Genomic DNA, 19795 nt, shown 5'->3' with positions numbered 1-19795 from the left:
GCAACTTACCATCATGTTCATCGCTGTAGTAATAAAACCCCATTATCTCACTATCTGGTAAAGTTTCATGCATCACCATCAGTGGGAATAATTGAGTAACTCTTACATTTTCCTCTATGGATAATTCCCCATGTGCTAAATACAATACCTCCGAGATCATCGGCTCAGAGGTCTTGAGCTGTGCTGTCCTGCTTGGGTTAAGTCCTAAACCTTTTAGAACCTCTACTTCATTTAAGAACTCGCTTCCATCATATTTGGCTTGTATTGCCTTTATAAGAGTTGTCGTTTCAAAAAACTCTCGAAGCTCAAGCAGCATTGTTTTAATTAAACGTTGAGCATTCTCTTTTGCTTTTTTAACAGCTGCGGCAGAAGGTAAGCCTCGGTGCGCTATATCATTCCTTAATTGTGTAGCTTCACGAAGTAATTCAATTATCTCACTACGACATATTAAACTTACAGCTCCACGATCTGATCTTATACTTCCTATATTTTCAGCAAGACGATTGTAGCCAAAAGCCATTGTTAAACTTTTAAACTCACCTTTTTTGGTGCAAAAAGTATTCTTATGCGGCTTTTTTTCTCCAAATATAATTGAAATTAAATACAACCCAAGATATTCAAAGAACTTTATGTATTCCTCGCTTCTCTCTCTTTCGTTAAATTTCGATTCAGCAAGTTCCCACAGTATTGCAAGTGGAGTCGGTAACATAGAAGAAAACTCTTGTTCATATCGACTCGTAACACTTTGATATGGTGATAACTGCTCTTGGGCAGACTGAAAGTCACGTAATATGGAGCTCTTAAGCAAATTAACTCGGTTCAAAACAGCTTCACACTCTTCCCATAAGTCTATTAATTTTGACTGATTTCCTATCGTTGGTATTGAAATACGAGTATTTAACCAAGTAGACATAGCTACATTTCTTACTCCTGAAACTGTGGGCATAAAGTTTCCGTCGAGCCAATCTTTTCCTTCTTCAAGCTTTATAAAAATATTATAAAAATCAGGAAGAAGTTTCTCCTGATAGAAATCAAAGCGTGCTGGTTTCAATTTTTTCCGCTGTTCACTCAGTCCGGAAAATTCATTAGCCATACCATTGAAGGGTTCAATGATATAAGCTCCTGTATTGCTAAGGCGCACAAGTTCCTTCAGTCGAAATATATTTCCTTGAAGGAGTTTATCTCTTGGGTGAATCTTTTGAAAATATGACTGGAAATTTATTCGGTAACCAACAACGCCTAGCTGACCATCTATATCGTCTTTTTTGCATCCGTTTAACCATGCATCTTCTGCATGAGGCTTTACATCACTTAAGAAATATTTTTTAGCAAGTTCAAAAGCTGTTAGACCAGATAATATAGGAACATCTTCAAAATCACGTAGGTCACTGTCTTGCTCAAACTCAACAACTTTCCCCTTGTAGTTGAATAATCCATAAATAGGATTTGCAGCCTCTTTTATTACCTTTTTAATTACAGGTTCGGCATCTTGGCTTTTCCATGTTATCACTTCAAGAAATTGTTTCCTTTCTTTGTATGAAAACTTAATGCCAGTAGTTTCACAAGCTTTTCTAAGGTTCATTTCAAACTGATTAAAATCGTTTTCTCTCTCAGTGCCAACCTCTGCTTTTAGCTTTTCAGCTTTTTCCATTAATGTTTTTTGGTTTAGCCAAATTTTTCTATCAAGTAGGTCTTTAATTTGCTTTTCTTTCAGTTCAGGGAAGTCTGATTTTACAAATATACGGACTTCTTCCTCATAAGATTTTAAATCTCCATATGTTTCCTCAGTCCATTTAGTTTCAAACAAGTCATAAACAGACTTCATCACTGCATCAAATGGCTTAGGTGCAAAGCGTAATGACTCCAAATTTTGGTCGGTGATTTGTGCAGACAAACGTAGCGGCCGTTCAATGGTTAAACGGCGATAGCCAAACTGGTATGTATTGAAAATTTTACTAGCGAAGGGTTTTGGTGTCTCTGTTTTAACAGCATCTAACTGACGGCCTCGGTTAGAGTTTTCTTGTCCTTGTGAAGAGAGGGGCTTATCTACAGGTCGCGCGTCTATCACCTCAAACTCACCATAGACACGAGTGATGGTTTTTATATCGTCATCACTTATTAAGTTACGTTTAGATCCTAATGACTTACGCATTCGACCGTACAAGTTCGAAGCATCAATAAGTTGCACTTTACCTTTTCGTTTTGCTTCTTTCTTATTGGAAATAATCCAGATGTAAGACGCAATGCCCGTGTTATAGTGCATATCTGTTGGCAAAGCGATAATGGCTTCTAATAAGTCGGCTTCGAGAATATGACGACGGATTTTACTCTCACCACTTCCTGCTCCACCACTAAACATTGGTGAGCCATTTAAGATAATACCAATACGACCACCATCACTGATATTTCCTTCAATACAGGTAGTGTCTCGCATCTTACTTATCATGTGCAATAAGAACAGCAACGAACCGTCTGACACTCTTGGTAGACCTGCGCCAAAGCGACCGTCAGAACCTTTTAATGTATGTTCGTTTTTAATATCGCCTTCAATCTTTTTCCAATCGACCCCAAATGGCGGGTTAGACAGCATGTAATCAAACTTACCTACTGCTAACTGATCATTCGATAAAGTATTACCTAGTTTAATACGGCTAACGTCTTGCCCTTTAATAAGCATATCGGCTTTACATATCGCGTAAGACTCTGGGTTTAGCTCTTGACCAAATGCATGCACAACCGCATTAGGGTTAAGCTCGTATAAATATTCCATCCCTGATGATAAAAAGCCGCCTGTGCCTGCTGTTGGGTCGTAAATGGTGCGAATAATCCCTTCTTTGGTTAGAGCCTCATCGTCTTCCATAAATACCAGAGAGGTAGTTAAACGCACGATGTCGCGAGGGGTAAAGTGCTCTCCTGCGGTTTCATTAGAGCTTTCAGCAAAGCGACGTATTAACTCTTCAAACACCAAACCCATATCGTGGTCTGATATAGCTTGCGGGCTCAAGTCAGTTGTAGCGAATTTTTTAACGACTTTAAAGAGTAAGTTGGCATCGTCTAACAAACCTATAAACTCATCAAACTTAAAGTGCTCAAATATCTCGCGAGCATCAGCTGAAAAACATTGAATATAACGTTCAAGGTTGGCTTTAATATCACCCTGCCCCATTTTTCCTAAATCCATAGGCGAGGTATTAAAAAAGGTTAAGCCGTTTGTAGCTCTTAAAAGCATCTTTTCTCTTTGAAGTTCATCTAGAGCAGCTTTTCCGCTCGCTATTAGATTATTACTCACTTCATCAACTTTTGGGACTTGAGTAATCACATCAGCTTTACTTGGCTCAAGCACACACTCAAGGCGGCGTAGTAAGGTAAAGGGTAAAACAACACGGCCATATTGAGACTGCTTAAAGTCACCGCGAAGTAAGTCAGCTACTGACCAAATAAAGGCTGCAGTTTGAGAAAAGTTATTATTAATTGTCATCTTAATCTTCCATGAAATAATCGCTATCGAGCGCTTTTACTTCAAATACGTGTTTTATGCTTACGCCTAAATTATGAGTAAGCATGAGTTCGGTTAGTTGTGCCCCATCCACCAGCACTATGCGTTTTTCTATCATGCCGACATATTCAAGGGTATCTTTACTAAAGCTGCTGGTGGTAATGAAAACGCCCTTTTTAGCACGGTGCATATCAAGCGCACCTGCAAAGGCTTGTATATCTGGGCGGCCAACTGTTTTATTAGTATAACGCTTGGCCTGCAAGTATATCATTTCAAGGCCAAGTTTATCTTCTTTGATTACACCATCAATACCACCATCTTGCGTGTATTGAGTGGCTTGATCTGCATCTTTACGCGACCCGCCGTAACCCATGGCGAGCATTAAATCAACTACTAGGTTTTCAAAAAATACGGGGGAGGCTACTAACACTGCTTTTAAAATTTCGTCACTTAGGTTCGTATTGAGGGTATCGACTGCGGCCTCTATAAGCTCTTCAGGGGTTTTATCTGAGTTATTACTTACTATGCTGGTGGTGTTTACTTGTATGGGCTCGTTTGCGTCTTTAGAGCGTGTTTTAAAATCGAGGAAAGCATCGAACTTACTTAAGTATTGGTTATTGATTGGCTCGCCTGACGCTATTGCAGCTAGCCCTTTTTGTGTAATTTTACAAAAAGCCCTTTTAGGTTGCTCTATTAAACCCGCTTGGACTAAGTAAGTTTTAGCCCACCCCAAGCGATGATAAGCACAGGTTTGCTTGCCACTCGGTATGCGGAGCTTTAATTGCTCGGCACTAAGCTCAAGTTTACGGTAAACATCGGCATCAATATCACGCAGTTTAACGGTTTTACCATTGGCTAAACATGCTAGCAACGGGGTCATAAAAGATTGGTAATCAGGGAGTGACACAAGTATTCCTTTACAGCCTAGGAGTGAGGCTAATCCATTAATGTATATAAGGATACTATATAAAGTTATGCTATTTATCAAAGCAAACTCTGGTTTAACTGTTACATGATAGTTAAACCATAAAGTTGAGTACCAAAGGTGATCGAATATAAGAGCGATCACCTTTTTAAAATTTAAACGAGGCTAGTTAAAAAAACCTAAGCACTTGATTTTAAATTACAATGCAACCAACTTTTGATTGTTTGGTAGCTTGATCGGTTACTTTCCTTTTTTTATTTTACCGTGTTAAAGCGACTCTGCTGTGTACCAAGCCCAGCTAAATCCTTAAAAGTCGAACGACAAAGTGCCTTTATACCTCATAAAATGTTTATAAATTAGAAGTCTGGATTCGTAATCGTTATCTTTATTGAGCTTTTTGAGCGTTTCTAACTGCACTAAGCATAAGGCTTTATATTCAAAGTCAGATAGATCTTTATCTAAAGGTATACCATGCATTACCTTAGCTCTGCCACCATGCTTAAAAGCATTTTTGTTGCCCTTTGGTGCCCCTGCGCCTTTTCTTTTACCGCCTCTAGCCATTTAGCAGCCCTCATTATATTCAAGTCTACTTGAAGAATAATTTTTTACTGATTGTGAGACTCGCCTTTTGGAGTAACACTTTGCAAGATAGCTAAGTCTGTAAAGAACCTCTTTGAAGGTTTCATAAAAATCTTCTTGATTTGTAGACAGCTGGTAAAAGCAGTTTTTAATAGCGGATAGTGAGCCCCCACCTGATACCCTTTCCCAAATTACCTTGAGTAAATCGATCAATTTGCTCGGATACGCTATTTTATGGCCATTCAAAAAGTAGGCTATATGATAGTGTTGCTGGGATGCTTTGGCTTTTTCCCTAACCCATATGTAAGCAACTTTACCGTATATTTTTTTTATTTTTTGCAACATACAACTACTAAACTGCGACATCACCTTATTATTAGCACTGTAGCTTTTAAGCCTTAAATCTAGCCTCAATACCAATACTTTAGAAAAGTAACATAGCATGGTGTCTAACTGCTTAATTGTCGAGTCTACAATTTCATTATAATAACCATCTGTAAAATTCATTATTTCAAAAGCCACATAAGACTCTTCAGATGCTTTATGATAATAAATTTCTACACCATATTTTTCTTTTAAATTTTCGACTAACTGTGATGCCATCGCTTTTCCTAAATTTTTCCTAAATATTATCAAATACCTGCACTGCAACAACCCTCTTAGCCACGCCATTACTGTTCTCGTAAGTAAATAACGGCTACATAAAAGGGTTGTTTCATTTAAATAACATTCCTTTACGTCCTAAACCATCCCATTAAGACTAATTCGCTTAACCTCATTTAATGGCCATCCAGTGACCTTTGGTGCTAACTTAACAGGCTCTGAAAGTGCCCCACCCATCACCAACTGGCCTAATAGATAAGACGAAATACCAAAGTAGTTTTGTACCGCTACTTTTGAAATAAAAATCTCTTCATCTGCGATTTTGATTTCTCGCTTATTTAAAAACTTCACGCCTGTACCTTTGAATCAATCCAATTGATAACATCGCTATATTGCCAGCCCATAGACCTTCCACTTTGTACAAGTTTGATACTTTGAGGAAACTCGCCTTTAGCCTGTAAGTTATAGATGGTAGTACGAGGTAAGCCTGTTAAAATTTGTACATCACCAATACGAAGAATTCTTTTATTGTCTGTTAATAGAGCATTCAAATTCATAATGTTATTCCTGTTATTTAAGGATCAATGTCCCATTAATTGTTGAAGCGAACCATAACGTTCGCTTAAGTACGGGAAGGATTATAAATATTGAAAACAACTCTAAAAATGGAGCTCCTATATAAAAGCTCCATTTAAAGCTACACGTTAAATGATGAGCAACCTGAAGATATTTATACTATTTGAAAGGAGTGTTTTTAAATACTTTAAATACTATTTCATCTAACTTACTTTCATGAATAGAATATAACTTTCTAGGCTTTATGTTGTATTTGAAATAATAAGGTTCCATATGTGGGATTTTAGAGCGAAGGTTACTAGTATATACAGCCTCATCCTCCATAGAAAAAGACGATACTCCAAATTTTTTAGTTAATTCTTTAACAAGCCTTTTGACTAATACATCTAAGCTGACATTAGCCTTTAACACTTTAAACTCTTTTGTTTTCACCACTTTCTCAGCTACAGTTAAGGCATAATTAAGGATGCCTTTTTCTTCTATAAAAGCGTCCTCTTTGATTTTTTGGTTCTCTATATTTTCATATGATTGATTCAAATCAATACAATCTTCAGCAGAAAAATTTTGATTAAAATAGGATAAGATCTCATCTCGGTACTTTTCCTGCTCAGCACTTCTTTTACCTCTCTTCAATTTAATGTTGAGATATTTTGCTATTTTTTGTGTTGATTTGTGTTCCGATATTAAGTATTCAGGCTTAAGATTCTTTCTTAGAAAGAGGTCTATCGCAGAAATAACAGACCAATCATCAAAATTTTTATATACCTCTTTCTTCATCAACATCCTGTGAAACTCATTTACAGTTCGAAGGTAGGCTAATGTTTTTAAACTATTTATGTTGCCAAGCCTTTTTCCTTTTTCTAAGATTTTTTGATGATACATCAAACTTTTTGCATATCGATTAAGTGCATTTAACTCACCGATTAACTCCCCCAGTGCAATTAACTCAGTAGGTTTTAAATCATTTTTATCTTTTATTGATTTATATAACTCACTAATTCTACTCTCAGCCTCAGTTTGGGTAATCCCCAGTAAGTGGAGTTCATCAAATTGTGTTATTAATGTATTGTTTTTAAGAGCGTTAAAGTTAGCTTGAATTCTATCGATCAGGTCTAACAATGATTCAGAGCTATCAAAATCCTCATTTTTAATTAATAGGTTTGGAGATTCAAAATTGATAGCATTAAATTGAGTTAATTTATCAAACATTTGCTGCTACCTTTGCCGCATTTATGTAGTTGCTCCACCAGCTCATTATTTCCCTTCGGTTTTCAACATACTCAGCACGATTGTATGCAGCCCTAATTTCGTTTTTCTCTTGGTGAGCCAATGCAACTTCTATTAACTCTGAATCAAATTGTTTAGTCTCATTTAGTATTGTACTAGCAAGCGATCTCAAACCATGAGCAACTAGCTCACCTTTAAAGCCCATACGTTTGATTGCAGCATTAGCCGTTTGAGGGTTTGTATGGTTTCTTGGCTCTCTGTCGGCTGGGAAAATATAATCACGATGACCACTAACTGGCTTCATTAATTCGAGTATGCGTAGCGTACTTGATGTTAAAGGTACTTTATGGCTTTTAGACATCTTCATTTTTTCAGCAGGTAATATCCATAACTTATTTTCAAAATCAATTTCAGACCACTCAGCCATTGCAGCTTCACTTGGCCTTACCATTGTATGCAGCTGCCATTCAATTAAGCAGCGAGTTGTAAACTTAATACTTGCCCTTGAAAGAGCTTCCATAAATTCCGGTAATCTTTCACTCCCTATGGTAGCCATAGGTTTTTTTATTGGGGTTTGAAAAGCAGCTTTAATACCCGCCAATGAGTTATGCTCTACTACTCCCGTATTAACCGCATAAACCATGATCTCATTTAATCGTTGGCATAACCTTTTAACTGTTTCAAGCGCACCTTTGGCTACAATAGGCTTAATTGTATCGATAGCAAGTTTTGCAGTAAGACTATTTAGAGGACGTTGACCTAAGGTTGGGAATATATGCCTTTCAAGTGAATTCCACACATCTTCTGCATAATTAGATGAAACTGTGGTCTTTTTAAGCTCAAACCAGTCCAGTGCGACTTTCTCTAATGTATTTAAGCGTGATTGTGTTTCTTGTAAAAATTGCTGCTCTTTATACTCTTTAGGGTCGACTTCATTTGCAAGGTGTCCACGCGCCTCTTCTCTTTTTGTTCTAGCTGCCGCGAGCGTAATTTGAGGATATTGTCCAAAAGAAAGGTTTGTTCTTTTTTTAGTGAATGGTTTGTAGTACTTAAATATCCAACTTTTAGTACCATTTGGCCTTATAGATAATTGAAGACCATTGCCATCTGAAAGTGAATATTCCTTTTCCTTAGGCTTAGCTTGCTTAATTTGCGTATCGTTGAGGGGTTTTACAGTTCTGGCCATTTCTTTTATGTATACCATGTTCTAGCCCAGTGGATTCAAGGCTTTCTGAGTTTTAGTACCATAGAATCTTCACAACTAAGTGCTATGGTACTAACCATGGTACTAAAAATACTGGATGTAGGTAAACATCTTGGGATATTACAGGCAATAAAAAACCCGCTAACCTATGTGGTTAGCGGGTTTCCTGTATCTGTTCGGATGTTATCGAACAGAGAATTGGTGGAGCTGGGGGGATTTGAACCCCCGTCCGAAAAGCCTCGACCGTCGGTACTACATGTTTAGTATTGTCATTTAATTAACCTTTAAATCCCGGACAAACACGGTAGATAAAGGCGAGGCCGCTTAGTTTTAACGCTTCAACCCCGGCCAGGGTTTCCGTCGCGATCAGGTGTTAGGGTGACACTCCAAAATCCAGTCCACAAGAATACATGGAAGGAGCGCTAGCCAGCCTAAGCTGCTAGAGAGTAGTTATCGTCGTTTGCGATTACTTTAAATTGCGGCTTTTTTACGAGGCAAACCGCACCTCGACATGCACCTCGGGCTTCTTGAATTCCGTCGAATCCTAATCAGCCCCTGAATAAGGTTACTCATTCAGAGTGTCCAAGCAGTATAACCGAGTAACCTACGAATACTCAACACCTTAGGCGTTTTATTTTATTGGTTGGTTAATCATGCATCAAACACACATGTAAATGTAAAATATTGGACAATTAAGAAACAATTACTTAACAATGATGGTGCTTTATGCTCAAATGCAAGGCTAGACCTTGGTCTAATAAATTATAAAAAATAATAACAGACATATTACCTAGAGGATTTATAAATGTCGGTTTTTTCTTTTGATGAGCAAACGGGGTATATCTCTTTAGTTTCACACCCTCATGTTTCAGGTTTAGCCTCAACAGCGACACAGCTTATTGAATTAATTGGCCAGTCAGAATATTGCGAGTGTGAGGTTATTGCTGGTAATATTGGTAAGCTGTTTGCTCAAAATAACGCCGAAGAAGCCCCCTCTTTAGTAATTGCTCAAGCCATTGATGCAAAGCTAACCATAAACATCGATGAAAAGAATATGCTCGTTGAAGCTACCCTTATTACTGCCAAGGGCGGTAAATTGCTCAGCATGGAACAAGCGATTGAAGAGTTCTCACAAGCAGGGGTTGTAAAAGGCATTAGCTCTCATGCATTAGAACAGTTATTGGCGCAACAGTTCGAACACTCCCCAGGAAGCACGCATTGCGCCGAAGTCGCTTTTGGCCGTGCACCTAAAGTAGGTAACGATGCCAAATTTGTGCGTCTGTGCTGCACAGCGCAAGACCGCGTACTTAGCCCGCAAGCTAAAGGCGGTGGTAAAGTCGATATGAGAAACCTAGGTGATATTATTACCGTAAAACCTGGTTGTGAATTAATGCGGCGCATTCCAGCAACACCGGGGGTTGATGGGTTTACTGTGTTTGGTGATGTACTAACTGCAACCTCCGGCAAAGAACATAAATTACAACCTTTTGACGGCACTAAAATTGCGTCTGACAACCCCAACTTATTAATTGCCGACTGTACTGGCGTACCGGTTGCCCTTCCCCGTGGTATGCGTGTTGATGATGTTTTATGCTTTCACAATATTGATCCAAGTACTGGGCATGTTGAATTTGATGGCAGTATTATAGTCAGTGGTGATATAAAAGATGGCATGCGCGTGACCGCCAGCGGCGATATTACTGTTTTAGGCTTTGTTGAATCGGCGCAGCTCAAAAGTGATAGTGCTATCACAATAGTAAAGGGTGCAATTGGCAGAAAGCGAGAAGCCGATGAGCCATTTACCTGTTCTATTTTAGCTAAACGAACCGTTGCGCTTGGTTACTCTCAATACTGTGACATAAAAACGGATCAAAACTTACTAATAGATCGCCAATCATTACATTGTGACTTGAGTGCTGGAAATTTAATTAGGGTGGGCAGCGCAAAAGATCCTAAAGGTAAAATTATTGGTGGCCATATTCTAGACGCAATGCGCATTGAAACAGGTGAATTGGGCGCACCAGCAGGAACTAAAACCCGTGTTTGCATCGCACAGCGATGGTATGTGCTAAAACAAAAACAAGCGCAAATCACTGACTTTGAAAAAGTTTTAATCAGTAAGTCAATTGAACTACAGCAAGCGCGTCAGCGAATTAATAAACAAGTTGCAAGCGCACAGCGTCAGCAATTTTTGAATAAAATAACAACGAATGAAGAACACATAGCAAACCGAAGCGCCAGCATCAATCAGCAAAAGCAGTTGCTAAGAAAGAAAATGACGCAGCTTTTAGCGCTCAGTCGCTTAAAAGTTAATGAGCTTATGCACCCTGGGGTAGAGCTTAAAATTGCACGAGAATCAATTAGCTTTTCGCGTAATTACCCACCACATTTAATCACTCATAGTGAAGGTAAAATAACGCAATCGTTTTAATAACGCTTATTAAGACTGACTCAGCCCCACAAAGTAAGTATTCACTATTGTGAACTTAATCTTGGTTGCTTGCTTCGTCTTCGCTCTGTTGTGTTTCATCTATAGCAAGTGGCCAACCACCTAGTTGCTGCCAACGATTAACAATTAAACAATATAATTCAGCGGTGCGTTCTGTATCGTATAACGCAGAGTGTGCTTGTTTGTTATCGAACTCTATTCCTGCTGCTCGGCACGCTTTAGCTAATACTGTTTGCCCTAATGCCAAACCCGCAAGTGATGTGGTATCAAAACTAACAAACGGATGAAATGGTGTGCGCTTGATGTTATTACGCTCAATAGCGGCATTTAAAAAGCCATGGTCAAAAGCGGCATTATGAGCAACCACCACAGAGCGCTGACACCCTGCGGCTTTTTGCGCTTTGCGCACTACTTTACAAATTTCTTTAATCGCCTCTTCTTCAGGGACTGCCCCTCGAAGTGCTGAAAAAGGCTCAATCCCATTAAACTCAATGGCGGCTTGTTCAATGTTTGCACCCTCAAACGGTTGCACATGAAAATGAACGGTATGATCGATACTAAGCAGTCCTTCGTCATCCATTTTTAAGACGGATGCTGCAATTTCTAGTAGTGCGTCGGTTTCTTTGTTAAAACCGGCGGTTTCAACATCAATAACCACAGGAAAAAAGCCACGAAAGCGTTGCGCGAAAAGTGTTTGCTCAGTATTTGCCATAGTATTCTTGGTTTATAGGGATTAGCTGTCTATTATGTCAAAATTGATGGCCTGTCGGCTAGGGGATTTATTGATTAATTACAGTTAAACTATAGGCATGTTACTTGCTTTGTAATTAGCGTTTACGCTGAATTATTTGCTGTTGCGTAATATTTTACGGTTTTTGTCACTTTTTTGGCAGAGCTAGATAACTGGAGAATTCTCGATGAAGTGTAAGTTGTTATTTATTAGCCTAGGCATTAGTAGTGTGCTGTATAGTTTGAATACAACTGCAGCAATGCGCCAGTACACGGCTAACCAAGATAATTCAAACTGGAACTTGGTTAAAACAACTCGCTTGCAATGCCAATTAAATCATGAAGTTCCCTACTATGGTGAAGCTGTTTTTAAAGCATCAGCAAGTAAAAACAAAGATCTCACTTTTAATTTAGACATGGTGGTGCGCCCAGAAAATTACGCGATTGCCGGTTTAAAAGCGGTACCACCTAGCTGGCGAGCAGGCCGCCCTGCCCGTGATATTGCTGATATGAAATTACTTAAAAAGTTTGATGGTGAATTAGGTAATAAAACAGCATGGGAAATACTGACTGAGCTTGAAAAAGGCAACCAACCCACTTTTTACTACCAAGACTGGCAAAATAGTGCCGATAAAATTGCCGTGGGTATGTCTAATGTTAACTTTAAGCAAGCGTATTGGGCATTTTTACAATGCCGAGACGAATTGCTGCCATACAATTTTGAAGATATTTCGTTCACTATAATGAATTATGAATCGAATAGCAGTAAGTTAACTAAGTCATCGCAACAACGCCTTGATAAAATTGCTGAGTATTTAAAAAACGACCCCAGTATAGAGTCAATCAGTATTGCATCCTATACCGATAGTTACGGTGGCCGCTGGAATAACCTCGATTTATCTAGAACCCGCGCTAAGGCTATTAAAGATTACATGGTTAGCTTAGGTGTTGATGAAACTAAAGTGGTTACTGAAGGTTTTGGTGAAAAACGCTTTGTAGACACCAATGATAATATTTTAGGCCGTGATAAAAACCGTCGCTTGGTTATTCAAATAGCAAAAATGTAAGTTAAGCTCTCTCCTTTAATGGCCGAATGTGTAATTTAAGCACTTTCGGTCAATACCTATCAATTTAATCATGCCTCTATTGTTAAAAAACAATACTCTGCCATTTAGTTATTAACATTTGGCTTTTTATTTTTTCATTTATATTAATAAGTTAAATTTCATTTCTTGATGATTTTGGCTTTTTTAATACAGTTGTAAATAGAAGATTACATTTTATTTTGTCTCTTTTATGACAAAACTATTTAAGTTTTGCACAACTAGTTATATCTTGCGTGTCTCTCACGTTTGATCAGGATCATTAAGTGCTTAAAAATAAAACAATAGGTAGCATGTTAATTGTTGCAGGAACCACCATAGGTGCAGGTATGCTTGCCCTACCCATTGCCTCTGCGGGACTGGGATTTAATACGGCAATGGTGTTAATTGTAGGGTGTTGGTTACTAATGACCTACACTGCATTGCTTATGTTGGAGCTTCACCAATATGCCCCTCGCGACGCCACCTTAAATACACTGGCTAAGCTTTGGCTTGGTAAACGTGGCCAGTATGTAGCTAACTTTTCGATGATATTCTTATTTTATGCACTGTGCGCTGCTTACATAGCCGGTGGTGGTGCTCAGCTACAAGAGCGCATTAATACTGGGTTTAATCTTAGTATTGCTCCACAATTAGGCTCCGTTATTTTAGCCGTATTGATTGCAGGTGTAGTGACTTTGGGTACTAGCAAAGTTGATAAGCTTAACCGAGTACTATTTAGTGTAAAAATAGTAGTTTTGGCTAGCTTGTTTTATATGCTAACACCTTATGTACATGGCCAACACTTATTGGAAATGCCTGTTGAGCAAGGGCTGATACTGTCGGCTATCCCGGTGGTATTCACCTCTTTTGGTTTTCATGGCTCAATTCCTTCTATTGTTAAATATGTCGGGCTTGATATAAAAACCTTGCGCAAAGTTATGATTGCAGGCGCCTCTTTACCACTGGTTATTTATGTATTTTGGCAAGTATTAAGCCAAGGCATAATGAGCCAAGAGCAATTACTACAAAGCGATGGGTTAACTGGTTTTGTAGCCAGTGTGGCCAATATTGCCAATAACGCCAATGTTTCTACTGCGGTTAAACTCTTTGCCGACTTAGCTCTAGCAACGTCATTTTTAGGGGTAAGCTTGGGGTTATTTGACTTTTTTGCTGACACATTCAAAAAAGCAGACACGGGGGCTGATAGAATTAAAACAGCACTTATTACTTTTATTCCTCCTCTTGGATTTGCTTTATTTTACCCGCAAGGATTTATTATGGCATTAGGCTATGCAGCCATTGCTTTGGTTATATTGGCAGTATTTTTACCCGTTAGCATGGTGTACAAGCAGCGTCAGGGGATTGAAAAAGAAGGCTATAAAGTACGCAGTGGTAATATTGGTTTGGCCATAGCCGCTTTGTGTGGCATTTCAATTATTAGCGCACAATGCCTGCAAATGGCAGGACTTATACCGGCTATAGGCTAGCCCCTATAGTTGTTCTAATGTGTGCACCCCAATGATGGTTTTGGGGTGCATACCATTAAAGCAGCAATTATTAACGTTAAAATACTATCGCTTGCCCTCTTCCGCTTTGCTCAGACGCCGCATCTAATTTGCCATCATTATTGATAATCACATGCATATCACCAAAGTGACGCTCATCCACTGTATAACCCATTTTTATTAGCTGTTGCTTTACTGAGGACTCCAAACCCGAGTGCGCTCTAATCACATTTTTAGGCCATAACTGATGGTGAAAACGCGGGCTATTTACTACTTCATTTGCACTCATATTAAATTCAATCGCATTGAGTATTGATTGATACACTGAACTAATAATTGTGGTGCCTCCAGGCGACCCTGTTACCATTTTCACCTTGTTATTACTGAGTAAAATGGTTGGAGTCATAGAGCTTAACATACGTTTATGTGGCTGAATTTCATTCGCTTCTCCGCCAATGGCGCCAAATACATTCATAACCCCGGGTTTAGCGCTAAAGTCATCCATTTCATCATTTAAAATGAAGCCCGCGCCTTCTACGACTACGCCACTACCAAACCCTAAATTGATGGTGGTGGTATTAGCAACAGCATTCCCCATGTTATCAATAATAGAAAAGTGAGTGGTTTGTTCGCTTTCTTTTAAACCCGGTTTAATATTTTCAGTGGTAGAAATGGCCTTTAAATCTATACTATTGCTGCGGTTTTTAAGATAGTTTTCTGCAAGTAACTTAGCTGTAGGCACTTGGTAAAAATCAGGGTCGCCTAAGTATTCTGCCCTATCAGCAAACACTCGCTTACCTATTTCAGCAAGCAAGTGCACATACCCAACTGAATTATGTGATGGTGCAGCTATGGGCTTTTTAAGCTCATACATTTTAAGCCATTGTAATATAGCAATACCGCCGGAGCTTGGTGGCGGTGAAGTAAGCACTTGATAGCCGTTCCAGTTAGCTTTTATAGGTGTGCGAGACTTTGCGCGGTAATTTTTTAAATCATCTTGAGTAATAATACCGCCATGTTGCTTCATAAAGTTTGCGATGATCGTTGCAGTTTCACCTTGATAAAAGCCATCTTGGCCATTATCGCGAATGCGTTTGAGTGTCGCGGCAAGCTCAGGTTGTTTAAAAAGCTTACCAGATGTAGCGCTTGCAAAATAATTGGCAAAGTTTACTTTAATGTTTTTATTGTTTAGGTGCTCTATATAGCCCTTAATTAACAGAGCCAACTTTTCAGGCACCACAAAACCTTGCTCTGCTAATGTTACCGCAGGCTGTACTAAGGTTTTCCAAGGAAGTGTGCCATGCTTCTTATGTGCTAGCCACATACCAGCAACACTACCCGGTACACCACTGGCATGAATACCATAAATAGATTTATTAGCAATAACTTGCCCTTGCGCGTCTAAATACATATCACGATGTGCGGCGTTCGGTGCAGTTTCACGGTAATCTATAAAATCACCTTGCCCATCCTTATGAATAAGCATAAACCCACCGCCGCCAATATTACCCGCCTCGGGAAGCGTAACGGCCAATACAAACTGTGCTGCAATGGCTGCATCAACCGCGTTCCCCCCCTGCTCTAACACAGCTTTTGCAGCATGTGCACTAAAAGTGTCAGGCATGGCAACGGCACTCTGTTTAGCCGCTACACTAAAAACACATAAATGTATTACCACAATACTACTGATAATTAGCTTGCTTGGTGAAAAAAGTGCTCCCATCCCATATCCTTAGGTTATTTTTATACATTGATGGAAAACATTAATGCATAGTAACAAACATCAGGTCAATATTTAGATGCTACATTTTTAAGGCTTAGGAAGTTTTAGCTCAACTGCACGGCTTTGAATAAAGCGCAGCAGTTAAGTTTGAGCCATCATCAGTATGAATATAATAGTGCTGTAGCTGCATACCGAGCTTTTTCATGATGTTAATTGAGCCAACGTTGGCGGTCAGCGCTGTGGCACTGATTGCCTTTACTTGCGACTGTTTTTCAATCGTTGAGCAAATCGCTTGTGCCGCCTCAGTTGCATAACCCTTACCCCAACTCGCTTGTTTAAATCGCCAGCCGACTTCAATATCACTAAAGTCAGGCGTATCTGAAAAAAATCCCATCGGCCGAACAAGCACCCACCCTATAAAGGTATTGCCTTCACGCAGGGTTACCTGCCATAGCCCCCAACCTTGTTGCTCATTTCTATACGCAAGCATTCTTGGAATGCCTTTCGTTTTTATATCTTCAAGCGAAGTGGGTTTACCTTGTGTTAAATACTGCATAACGGCTGGATCTTGATCGAGCTCATATAATTGCTGCCAATCATTTTCGTCCATTAATTTAAAACTTAATCGTGTTGTTACAGCTATGTTCATTTTCATTGTTGTATAGTTACCTCTGAAATATATTTTTCACTAAAGGAGATAGTCAATGAATAAATTAGCAGGTTTAGCATTATTAGGCACTTTAATTACACTAACAGGGTGTGAAGATGCCAACGAAGTGAAACAAGACGCCAAACAAACGAGCGCTGAAGTTCAAGAAAAGCTAAACGAAACGTGGAACGACGTTAAAGAAAAAACCAATGAGCTTAAAAATGACGAGTCATTAAATGAGCTACTCGAAGAGAGTAAAGCGATGGGCTTAGACATGTACGATGACGGCAAAGAAGTAGCTGTTGATGCATGGATCAAAAGCAAAGAAGCGGCTGGCGAGCTAACTGAAAAAACGAAGCAAAAAGCACGTGAAATTGCAGCAGAAATTGAGCAAGCACGTGAAGAGCATAAAGAAGGTTAATTATTTTTAACCATAAAAAAAGGTAAGCCATGGCTTACCTTTTTTGTATTATTTTTAGAGTAAATTATGGATTATAGTTCAAAGTCTTTTTTGAATTTTAAACCAAACTCACTACGGTCATTGCTGCGCATTACGCCAACAAAACCAGTTTGCTGCAGGCGACCTACATCGTAAACTTCGTTTAATACGTTCTCACCATATAGCGTTACTTCCATATCGCCGTATGGATTAGTGTAAGAAATATTAAAACCAACTAGCTCACGCGAATCAATCGTTTCACTTTTATTGAAAACTGACTGACCTTGCATTTCACTACGGTACGAGTAGTTGGCATTTAATGCAACCGTGCCACCATTGCTTAAATCAACAAAGTAAGATGGAGCAACCATCACCGTCCAACGAGGTGTCAGTGCTGGTGAGTCACCTTTACCAATACCTTGTACACCTTCAGCTACTTCTGTAATTTCAGAATCTAAGTAACCTACTGCAGTGCGAATAGTAAAGTCGTCGGTTAGTGCAATTGTGGTTTCAAGCTCAATACCTTGCGCTTTGGACTGGCCTGCATTTTCAACGATAGTTACAAAGCCACCGCCCGCGGTTGGATCTGAGAATGGCAGTGCTAAATCAGTGTAGTCAGTAACAAACATTGCAAGCATCATAGATACATTTTCATGTACCTGGCCTTTTAAACCAATCTCGTAGTTAACTGCTTTGGTTTCATCAAACGATACAAACTGATCCGGACCACCAAATGGGCGCGGTGGGAAACCACCTGTTTGGTAACCTTTTTGCACTTGACCGTATACATTCATATTATTGCTAAGCTGGTATGAAGCATTAATGTCCCATGTCACTGCATTAAAGTCTGCACTAATGTCTTTACGCTCAGGGAAGGTTGGGAAAATAGCATTCGCATCTTTTTTATCTTCTGAGTAACGAAGGCCACCGCCGATTGTTAAATCATCAGTTAAATCGTAACTACCGTTAATGTAAGCTGCGTATGAGTTTGTTTCTTGATTAATTTCAAAAAAGCCAAAACCACCAAATGACGGAGTAACACCATCATTTAGCACACCATCTGGTGTATTAAACGGGCTAAATACAAAATCTTCAGAGCGAGTAAAGCCATCTTCATTAAAGAAGTATAGACCCGATACAAAGTCCATTTTATCAAACGTGGCGTTTAGCTGAAGTTCAAAAGAGTATTGATCTGCACCGCCCACTTCTGGGAACTCTGATAAGTTAAGTGGTGATGCATCATCATCTAAACCACCTTCATACTCAGAAGTACGGTAGCTTGAAATAAACTTGGCTGTATATGTGTTATTAATCGCCCAATCAGCTGTAAATGATGTACCCCAACCAGAATATGAAGTTGACTCAATACCGGCAACCGTTGTGCCTAAATCATCAGGGTTTTGAGGAATTAAGTCTTCAGTTAATAATGGGAAATCGCCATTAAAGACATCATTTGAATCTAATGAATCTGTCAGTTCAATAGTATAAGGTGATTGACCTGACTCATTATCAACGCCATCTAGCGAGAAAGTAAACGCTAAATCACTAGTTGCTTCATATTTAAGTGCTATACGACCACTAAACTCTTGCTCTTCACCAATTTCTTTTTCAGGGTTAGCTAAGTTTACTGCCGTACCTACCCCATTACGTTGTTTGTATGACGCACTAGCTGACATGCTTAGATCGTTAGTTAGTGCATTATTAAAGTAAATATCACCCGCAACTCGACCACGACTGCCCACTTTAGCGGTTGTTGTTAGAATACCTTCATCACCAGGTTGTTTAGTAATTACGTTTACTGCACCACCTAATGTGTTACGGCCATAAAGTGTGCCTTGTGGCCCACGTAGAACTTCAACTCGCTCTACATTAGGAAGTGATAAGTTAGACCCCATTTGGCGACCTAAGTAAACACCATCTAGGTAAACACCTACGCCTGGATCGGTTGTTATAATGTGATCTTGCAAACCAATACCACGAATAAACACTGAGGCATGTGCAGCATTACCAACACCATAACGAGTAATGTTTAAGTTAGGAACGTATTTACCAATATCTTCTAAGTTACCCATATTGGCTTTATCAATAAGGTTAGCACCTATTGATGTAATCGCAGTTGGAGATTCGAACAAGCTCTCTGTACGTTTACGAGCTGTCACTTCAATTTTTTCAAACGCGTCTTGTTTGGCTGTCGTTTTAGCTTCTTGTGCATTTGCGGAAGTTGTTAGGGCTGCAATAACCGCTAAACTTAACTGTGAGAGGGTGCGTAATTTCAAGGTCTTCTCCAAAGGGTATTAATTTAATTATGCGTTATGCTGTGTAAACATAAATTGTAGGCATAAAAAAAGATGCGTTAGATGCATCTTTCCTCTGGGAGTTTATTATATTACAAAAACGCTACAATATGTACATTTAACTTTAGTTTACGTAAAAATTTATTTTTAGCTTTTTAATCTTAGCCAACTTACCTAAATAGCAATGCAAATTTAGCTTTAAATTAATACTTTAACATTAATTACCACCAGTATTATTTGTTAATTGAACATGCGCTTTATTGCGAAAAACACATTAAAGCTATTTAAGATTATGACAATATCCAAACACCC

At 39.0% G+C, this 19795-nt stretch carries 15 protein-coding genes, 1 other RNA gene and 1 pseudogene; 4 read left to right on the top strand and 13 right to left on the bottom strand.

Features of this window, described 5'->3' with window-relative positions:
- Window positions 1–1888: 1888 nt before the first annotated feature.
- The 9 genes and pseudogenes from QL989_RS17675 to ssrA form a co-directional block, all read right to left on the bottom strand.
- A pseudogene (locus QL989_RS17675) lies at window positions 1889–3478 on the bottom strand (class I SAM-dependent DNA methyltransferase); the annotation flags it as partial.
- Window position 3479: 1 nt separating this feature from the next.
- Entirely contained in the window at window positions 3480–4403 is a 924-nt protein-coding gene (locus tag QL989_RS17670) for a restriction endonuclease (RefSeq protein WP_290171442.1), read from the bottom strand.
- Between the two features lie 324 nt (window positions 4404–4727).
- Window positions 4728–4982 carry a hypothetical protein gene (locus tag QL989_RS17665; protein ID WP_290171440.1) on the bottom strand — a complete coding sequence of 85 codons (255 nt, stop codon included), beginning with the start codon at window positions 4980–4982 and terminating at the stop codon, window positions 4728–4730.
- A complete protein-coding gene (locus tag QL989_RS17660; protein WP_290171439.1) occupies window positions 4983–5603 on the bottom strand; it encodes an inovirus-type Gp2 protein in 621 nt (206 codons plus the stop codon).
- Between the two features lie 138 nt (window positions 5604–5741).
- The gene (locus tag QL989_RS17655; RefSeq protein WP_033102940.1) at window positions 5742–5954 is read right to left on the bottom strand and encodes a hypothetical protein; all 213 of its coding nucleotides are present in this window, start codon (window positions 5952–5954) and stop codon (window positions 5742–5744) included.
- On the bottom strand, window positions 5951–6160 hold the full coding sequence (locus tag QL989_RS17650) for an AlpA family phage regulatory protein (RefSeq protein WP_033102939.1): 210 nt from the start codon (window positions 6158–6160) through the stop codon (window positions 5951–5953). The genes QL989_RS17655 and QL989_RS17650 overlap by 4 nt, the downstream gene beginning before the upstream one ends.
- A gap of 178 nt (window positions 6161–6338) precedes the next feature.
- Complete coding sequence (locus QL989_RS17645) at window positions 6339–7388, bottom strand: hypothetical protein (protein WP_290171436.1); 1050 nt, start codon at window positions 7386–7388, stop codon at window positions 6339–6341.
- Window positions 7381–8610, bottom strand: a complete 1230-nt coding sequence (locus QL989_RS17640) for an integrase domain-containing protein (RefSeq protein WP_318249053.1) — start codon at window positions 8608–8610, stop codon at window positions 7381–7383. Before QL989_RS17640 ends, QL989_RS17645 begins: the two co-directional genes overlap by 8 nt.
- 199 nt (window positions 8611–8809) lie before the next feature.
- Window positions 8810–9166, bottom strand: a transfer-messenger RNA (tmRNA) gene (ssrA, locus tag QL989_RS17635).
- A 249-nt stretch (window positions 9167–9415) separates the two neighbouring features.
- Between ssrA and QL989_RS17630 the strand changes: the two genes are divergently transcribed.
- Window positions 9416–11041, top strand: a complete 1626-nt coding sequence (locus tag QL989_RS17630; RefSeq protein WP_290171434.1) for a FapA family protein — start codon at window positions 9416–9418, stop codon at window positions 11039–11041.
- Window positions 11042–11096: 55 nt separating this feature from the next.
- Here QL989_RS17630 and rnt read toward each other — a convergent pair whose 3' ends face one another.
- The gene (rnt, locus tag QL989_RS17625; protein WP_024602076.1) at window positions 11097–11771 is read right to left on the bottom strand and encodes a ribonuclease T; all 675 of its coding nucleotides are present in this window, start codon (window positions 11769–11771) and stop codon (window positions 11097–11099) included.
- A gap of 205 nt (window positions 11772–11976) precedes the next feature.
- On the opposite strand from rnt, the gene QL989_RS17620 reads away from it, so the two are divergent.
- Window positions 11977–12855 carry an OmpA family protein gene (locus tag QL989_RS17620; RefSeq protein ID WP_290171432.1) on the top strand — a complete coding sequence of 293 codons (879 nt, stop codon included), beginning with the start codon at window positions 11977–11979 and terminating at the stop codon, window positions 12853–12855.
- 302 nt (window positions 12856–13157) lie between these two features.
- The gene (locus QL989_RS17615) at window positions 13158–14360 is read left to right on the top strand and encodes an aromatic amino acid transport family protein (RefSeq protein ID WP_290171431.1); all 1203 of its coding nucleotides are present in this window, start codon (window positions 13158–13160) and stop codon (window positions 14358–14360) included.
- 76 nt (window positions 14361–14436) lie between these two features.
- Here the strand turns inward: QL989_RS17615 and ggt are convergent, their stop codons facing one another.
- Window positions 14437–16101, bottom strand: a complete 1665-nt coding sequence (gene ggt, locus QL989_RS17610; protein ID WP_290171430.1) for a gamma-glutamyltransferase — start codon at window positions 16099–16101, stop codon at window positions 14437–14439.
- A 109-nt stretch (window positions 16102–16210) separates the two neighbouring features.
- Complete coding sequence (locus QL989_RS17605; protein ID WP_138608262.1) at window positions 16211–16756, bottom strand: GNAT family N-acetyltransferase; 546 nt, start codon at window positions 16754–16756, stop codon at window positions 16211–16213.
- A 49-nt stretch (window positions 16757–16805) separates the two neighbouring features.
- Here QL989_RS17605 and QL989_RS17600 point away from each other — a divergent pair, with 49 nt between their 5' ends.
- Entirely contained in the window at window positions 16806–17171 is a 366-nt protein-coding gene (locus tag QL989_RS17600; RefSeq protein WP_054201674.1) for a hypothetical protein, read from the top strand.
- A gap of 71 nt (window positions 17172–17242) precedes the next feature.
- Here QL989_RS17600 and QL989_RS17595 read toward each other — a convergent pair whose 3' ends face one another.
- Window positions 17243–19465: a TonB-dependent receptor gene (locus tag QL989_RS17595; RefSeq protein ID WP_290171427.1), complete on the bottom strand. Its 2223-nt coding sequence runs from the start codon at window positions 19463–19465 to the stop codon at window positions 17243–17245.
- Window positions 19466–19795: the final 330 nt, after the last annotated feature.

It is taken from the genome of Pseudoalteromonas sp. APC 3224 (genome assembly GCF_030407535.1).
Taxonomy (GTDB): Bacteria; Pseudomonadota; Gammaproteobacteria; order Enterobacterales; family Alteromonadaceae; genus Pseudoalteromonas.
The sequence above is the reverse complement of the archived record's forward strand: the minus strand, read 5'-3'. Positions and strand labels throughout refer to the sequence as shown.

Bases quoted from the DNA above. Each gene is read 5' to 3' on its own strand.
- QL989_RS17620 (WP_290171432.1), top strand. From the start codon at position 11,977: ATGAAGTGTAAGTTGTTATTTATTAGCCTAGGCATTAGTAGTGTGCTG.
- QL989_RS17640 (WP_318249053.1), bottom strand. From the start codon at position 8,610: ATGGTATACATAAAAGAAATGGCCAGAACTGTAAAACCCCTCAACGAT.
- QL989_RS17630 (WP_290171434.1), top strand. From the start codon at position 9,416: ATGTCGGTTTTTTCTTTTGATGAGCAAACGGGGTATATCTCTTTAGTT.
- QL989_RS17605 (WP_138608262.1), bottom strand. From the start codon at position 16,756: ATGAAAATGAACATAGCTGTAACAACACGATTAAGTTTTAAATTAATG.
- QL989_RS17665 (WP_290171440.1), bottom strand. From the start codon at position 4,982: ATGGCTAGAGGCGGTAAAAGAAAAGGCGCAGGGGCACCAAAGGGCAAC.
- ggt (WP_290171430.1), bottom strand. From the start codon at position 16,101: ATGGGAGCACTTTTTTCACCAAGCAAGCTAATTATCAGTAGTATTGTG.
- QL989_RS17645 (WP_290171436.1), bottom strand. From the start codon at position 7,388: ATGTTTGATAAATTAACTCAATTTAATGCTATCAATTTTGAATCTCCA.
- QL989_RS17600 (WP_054201674.1), top strand. From the start codon at position 16,806: ATGAATAAATTAGCAGGTTTAGCATTATTAGGCACTTTAATTACACTA.
- rnt (WP_024602076.1), bottom strand. From the start codon at position 11,771: ATGGCAAATACTGAGCAAACACTTTTCGCGCAACGCTTTCGTGGCTTT.
- QL989_RS17650 (WP_033102939.1), bottom strand. From the start codon at position 6,160: ATGAATTTGAATGCTCTATTAACAGACAATAAAAGAATTCTTCGTATT.
- QL989_RS17660 (WP_290171439.1), bottom strand. From the start codon at position 5,603: ATGGCATCACAGTTAGTCGAAAATTTAAAAGAAAAATATGGTGTAGAA.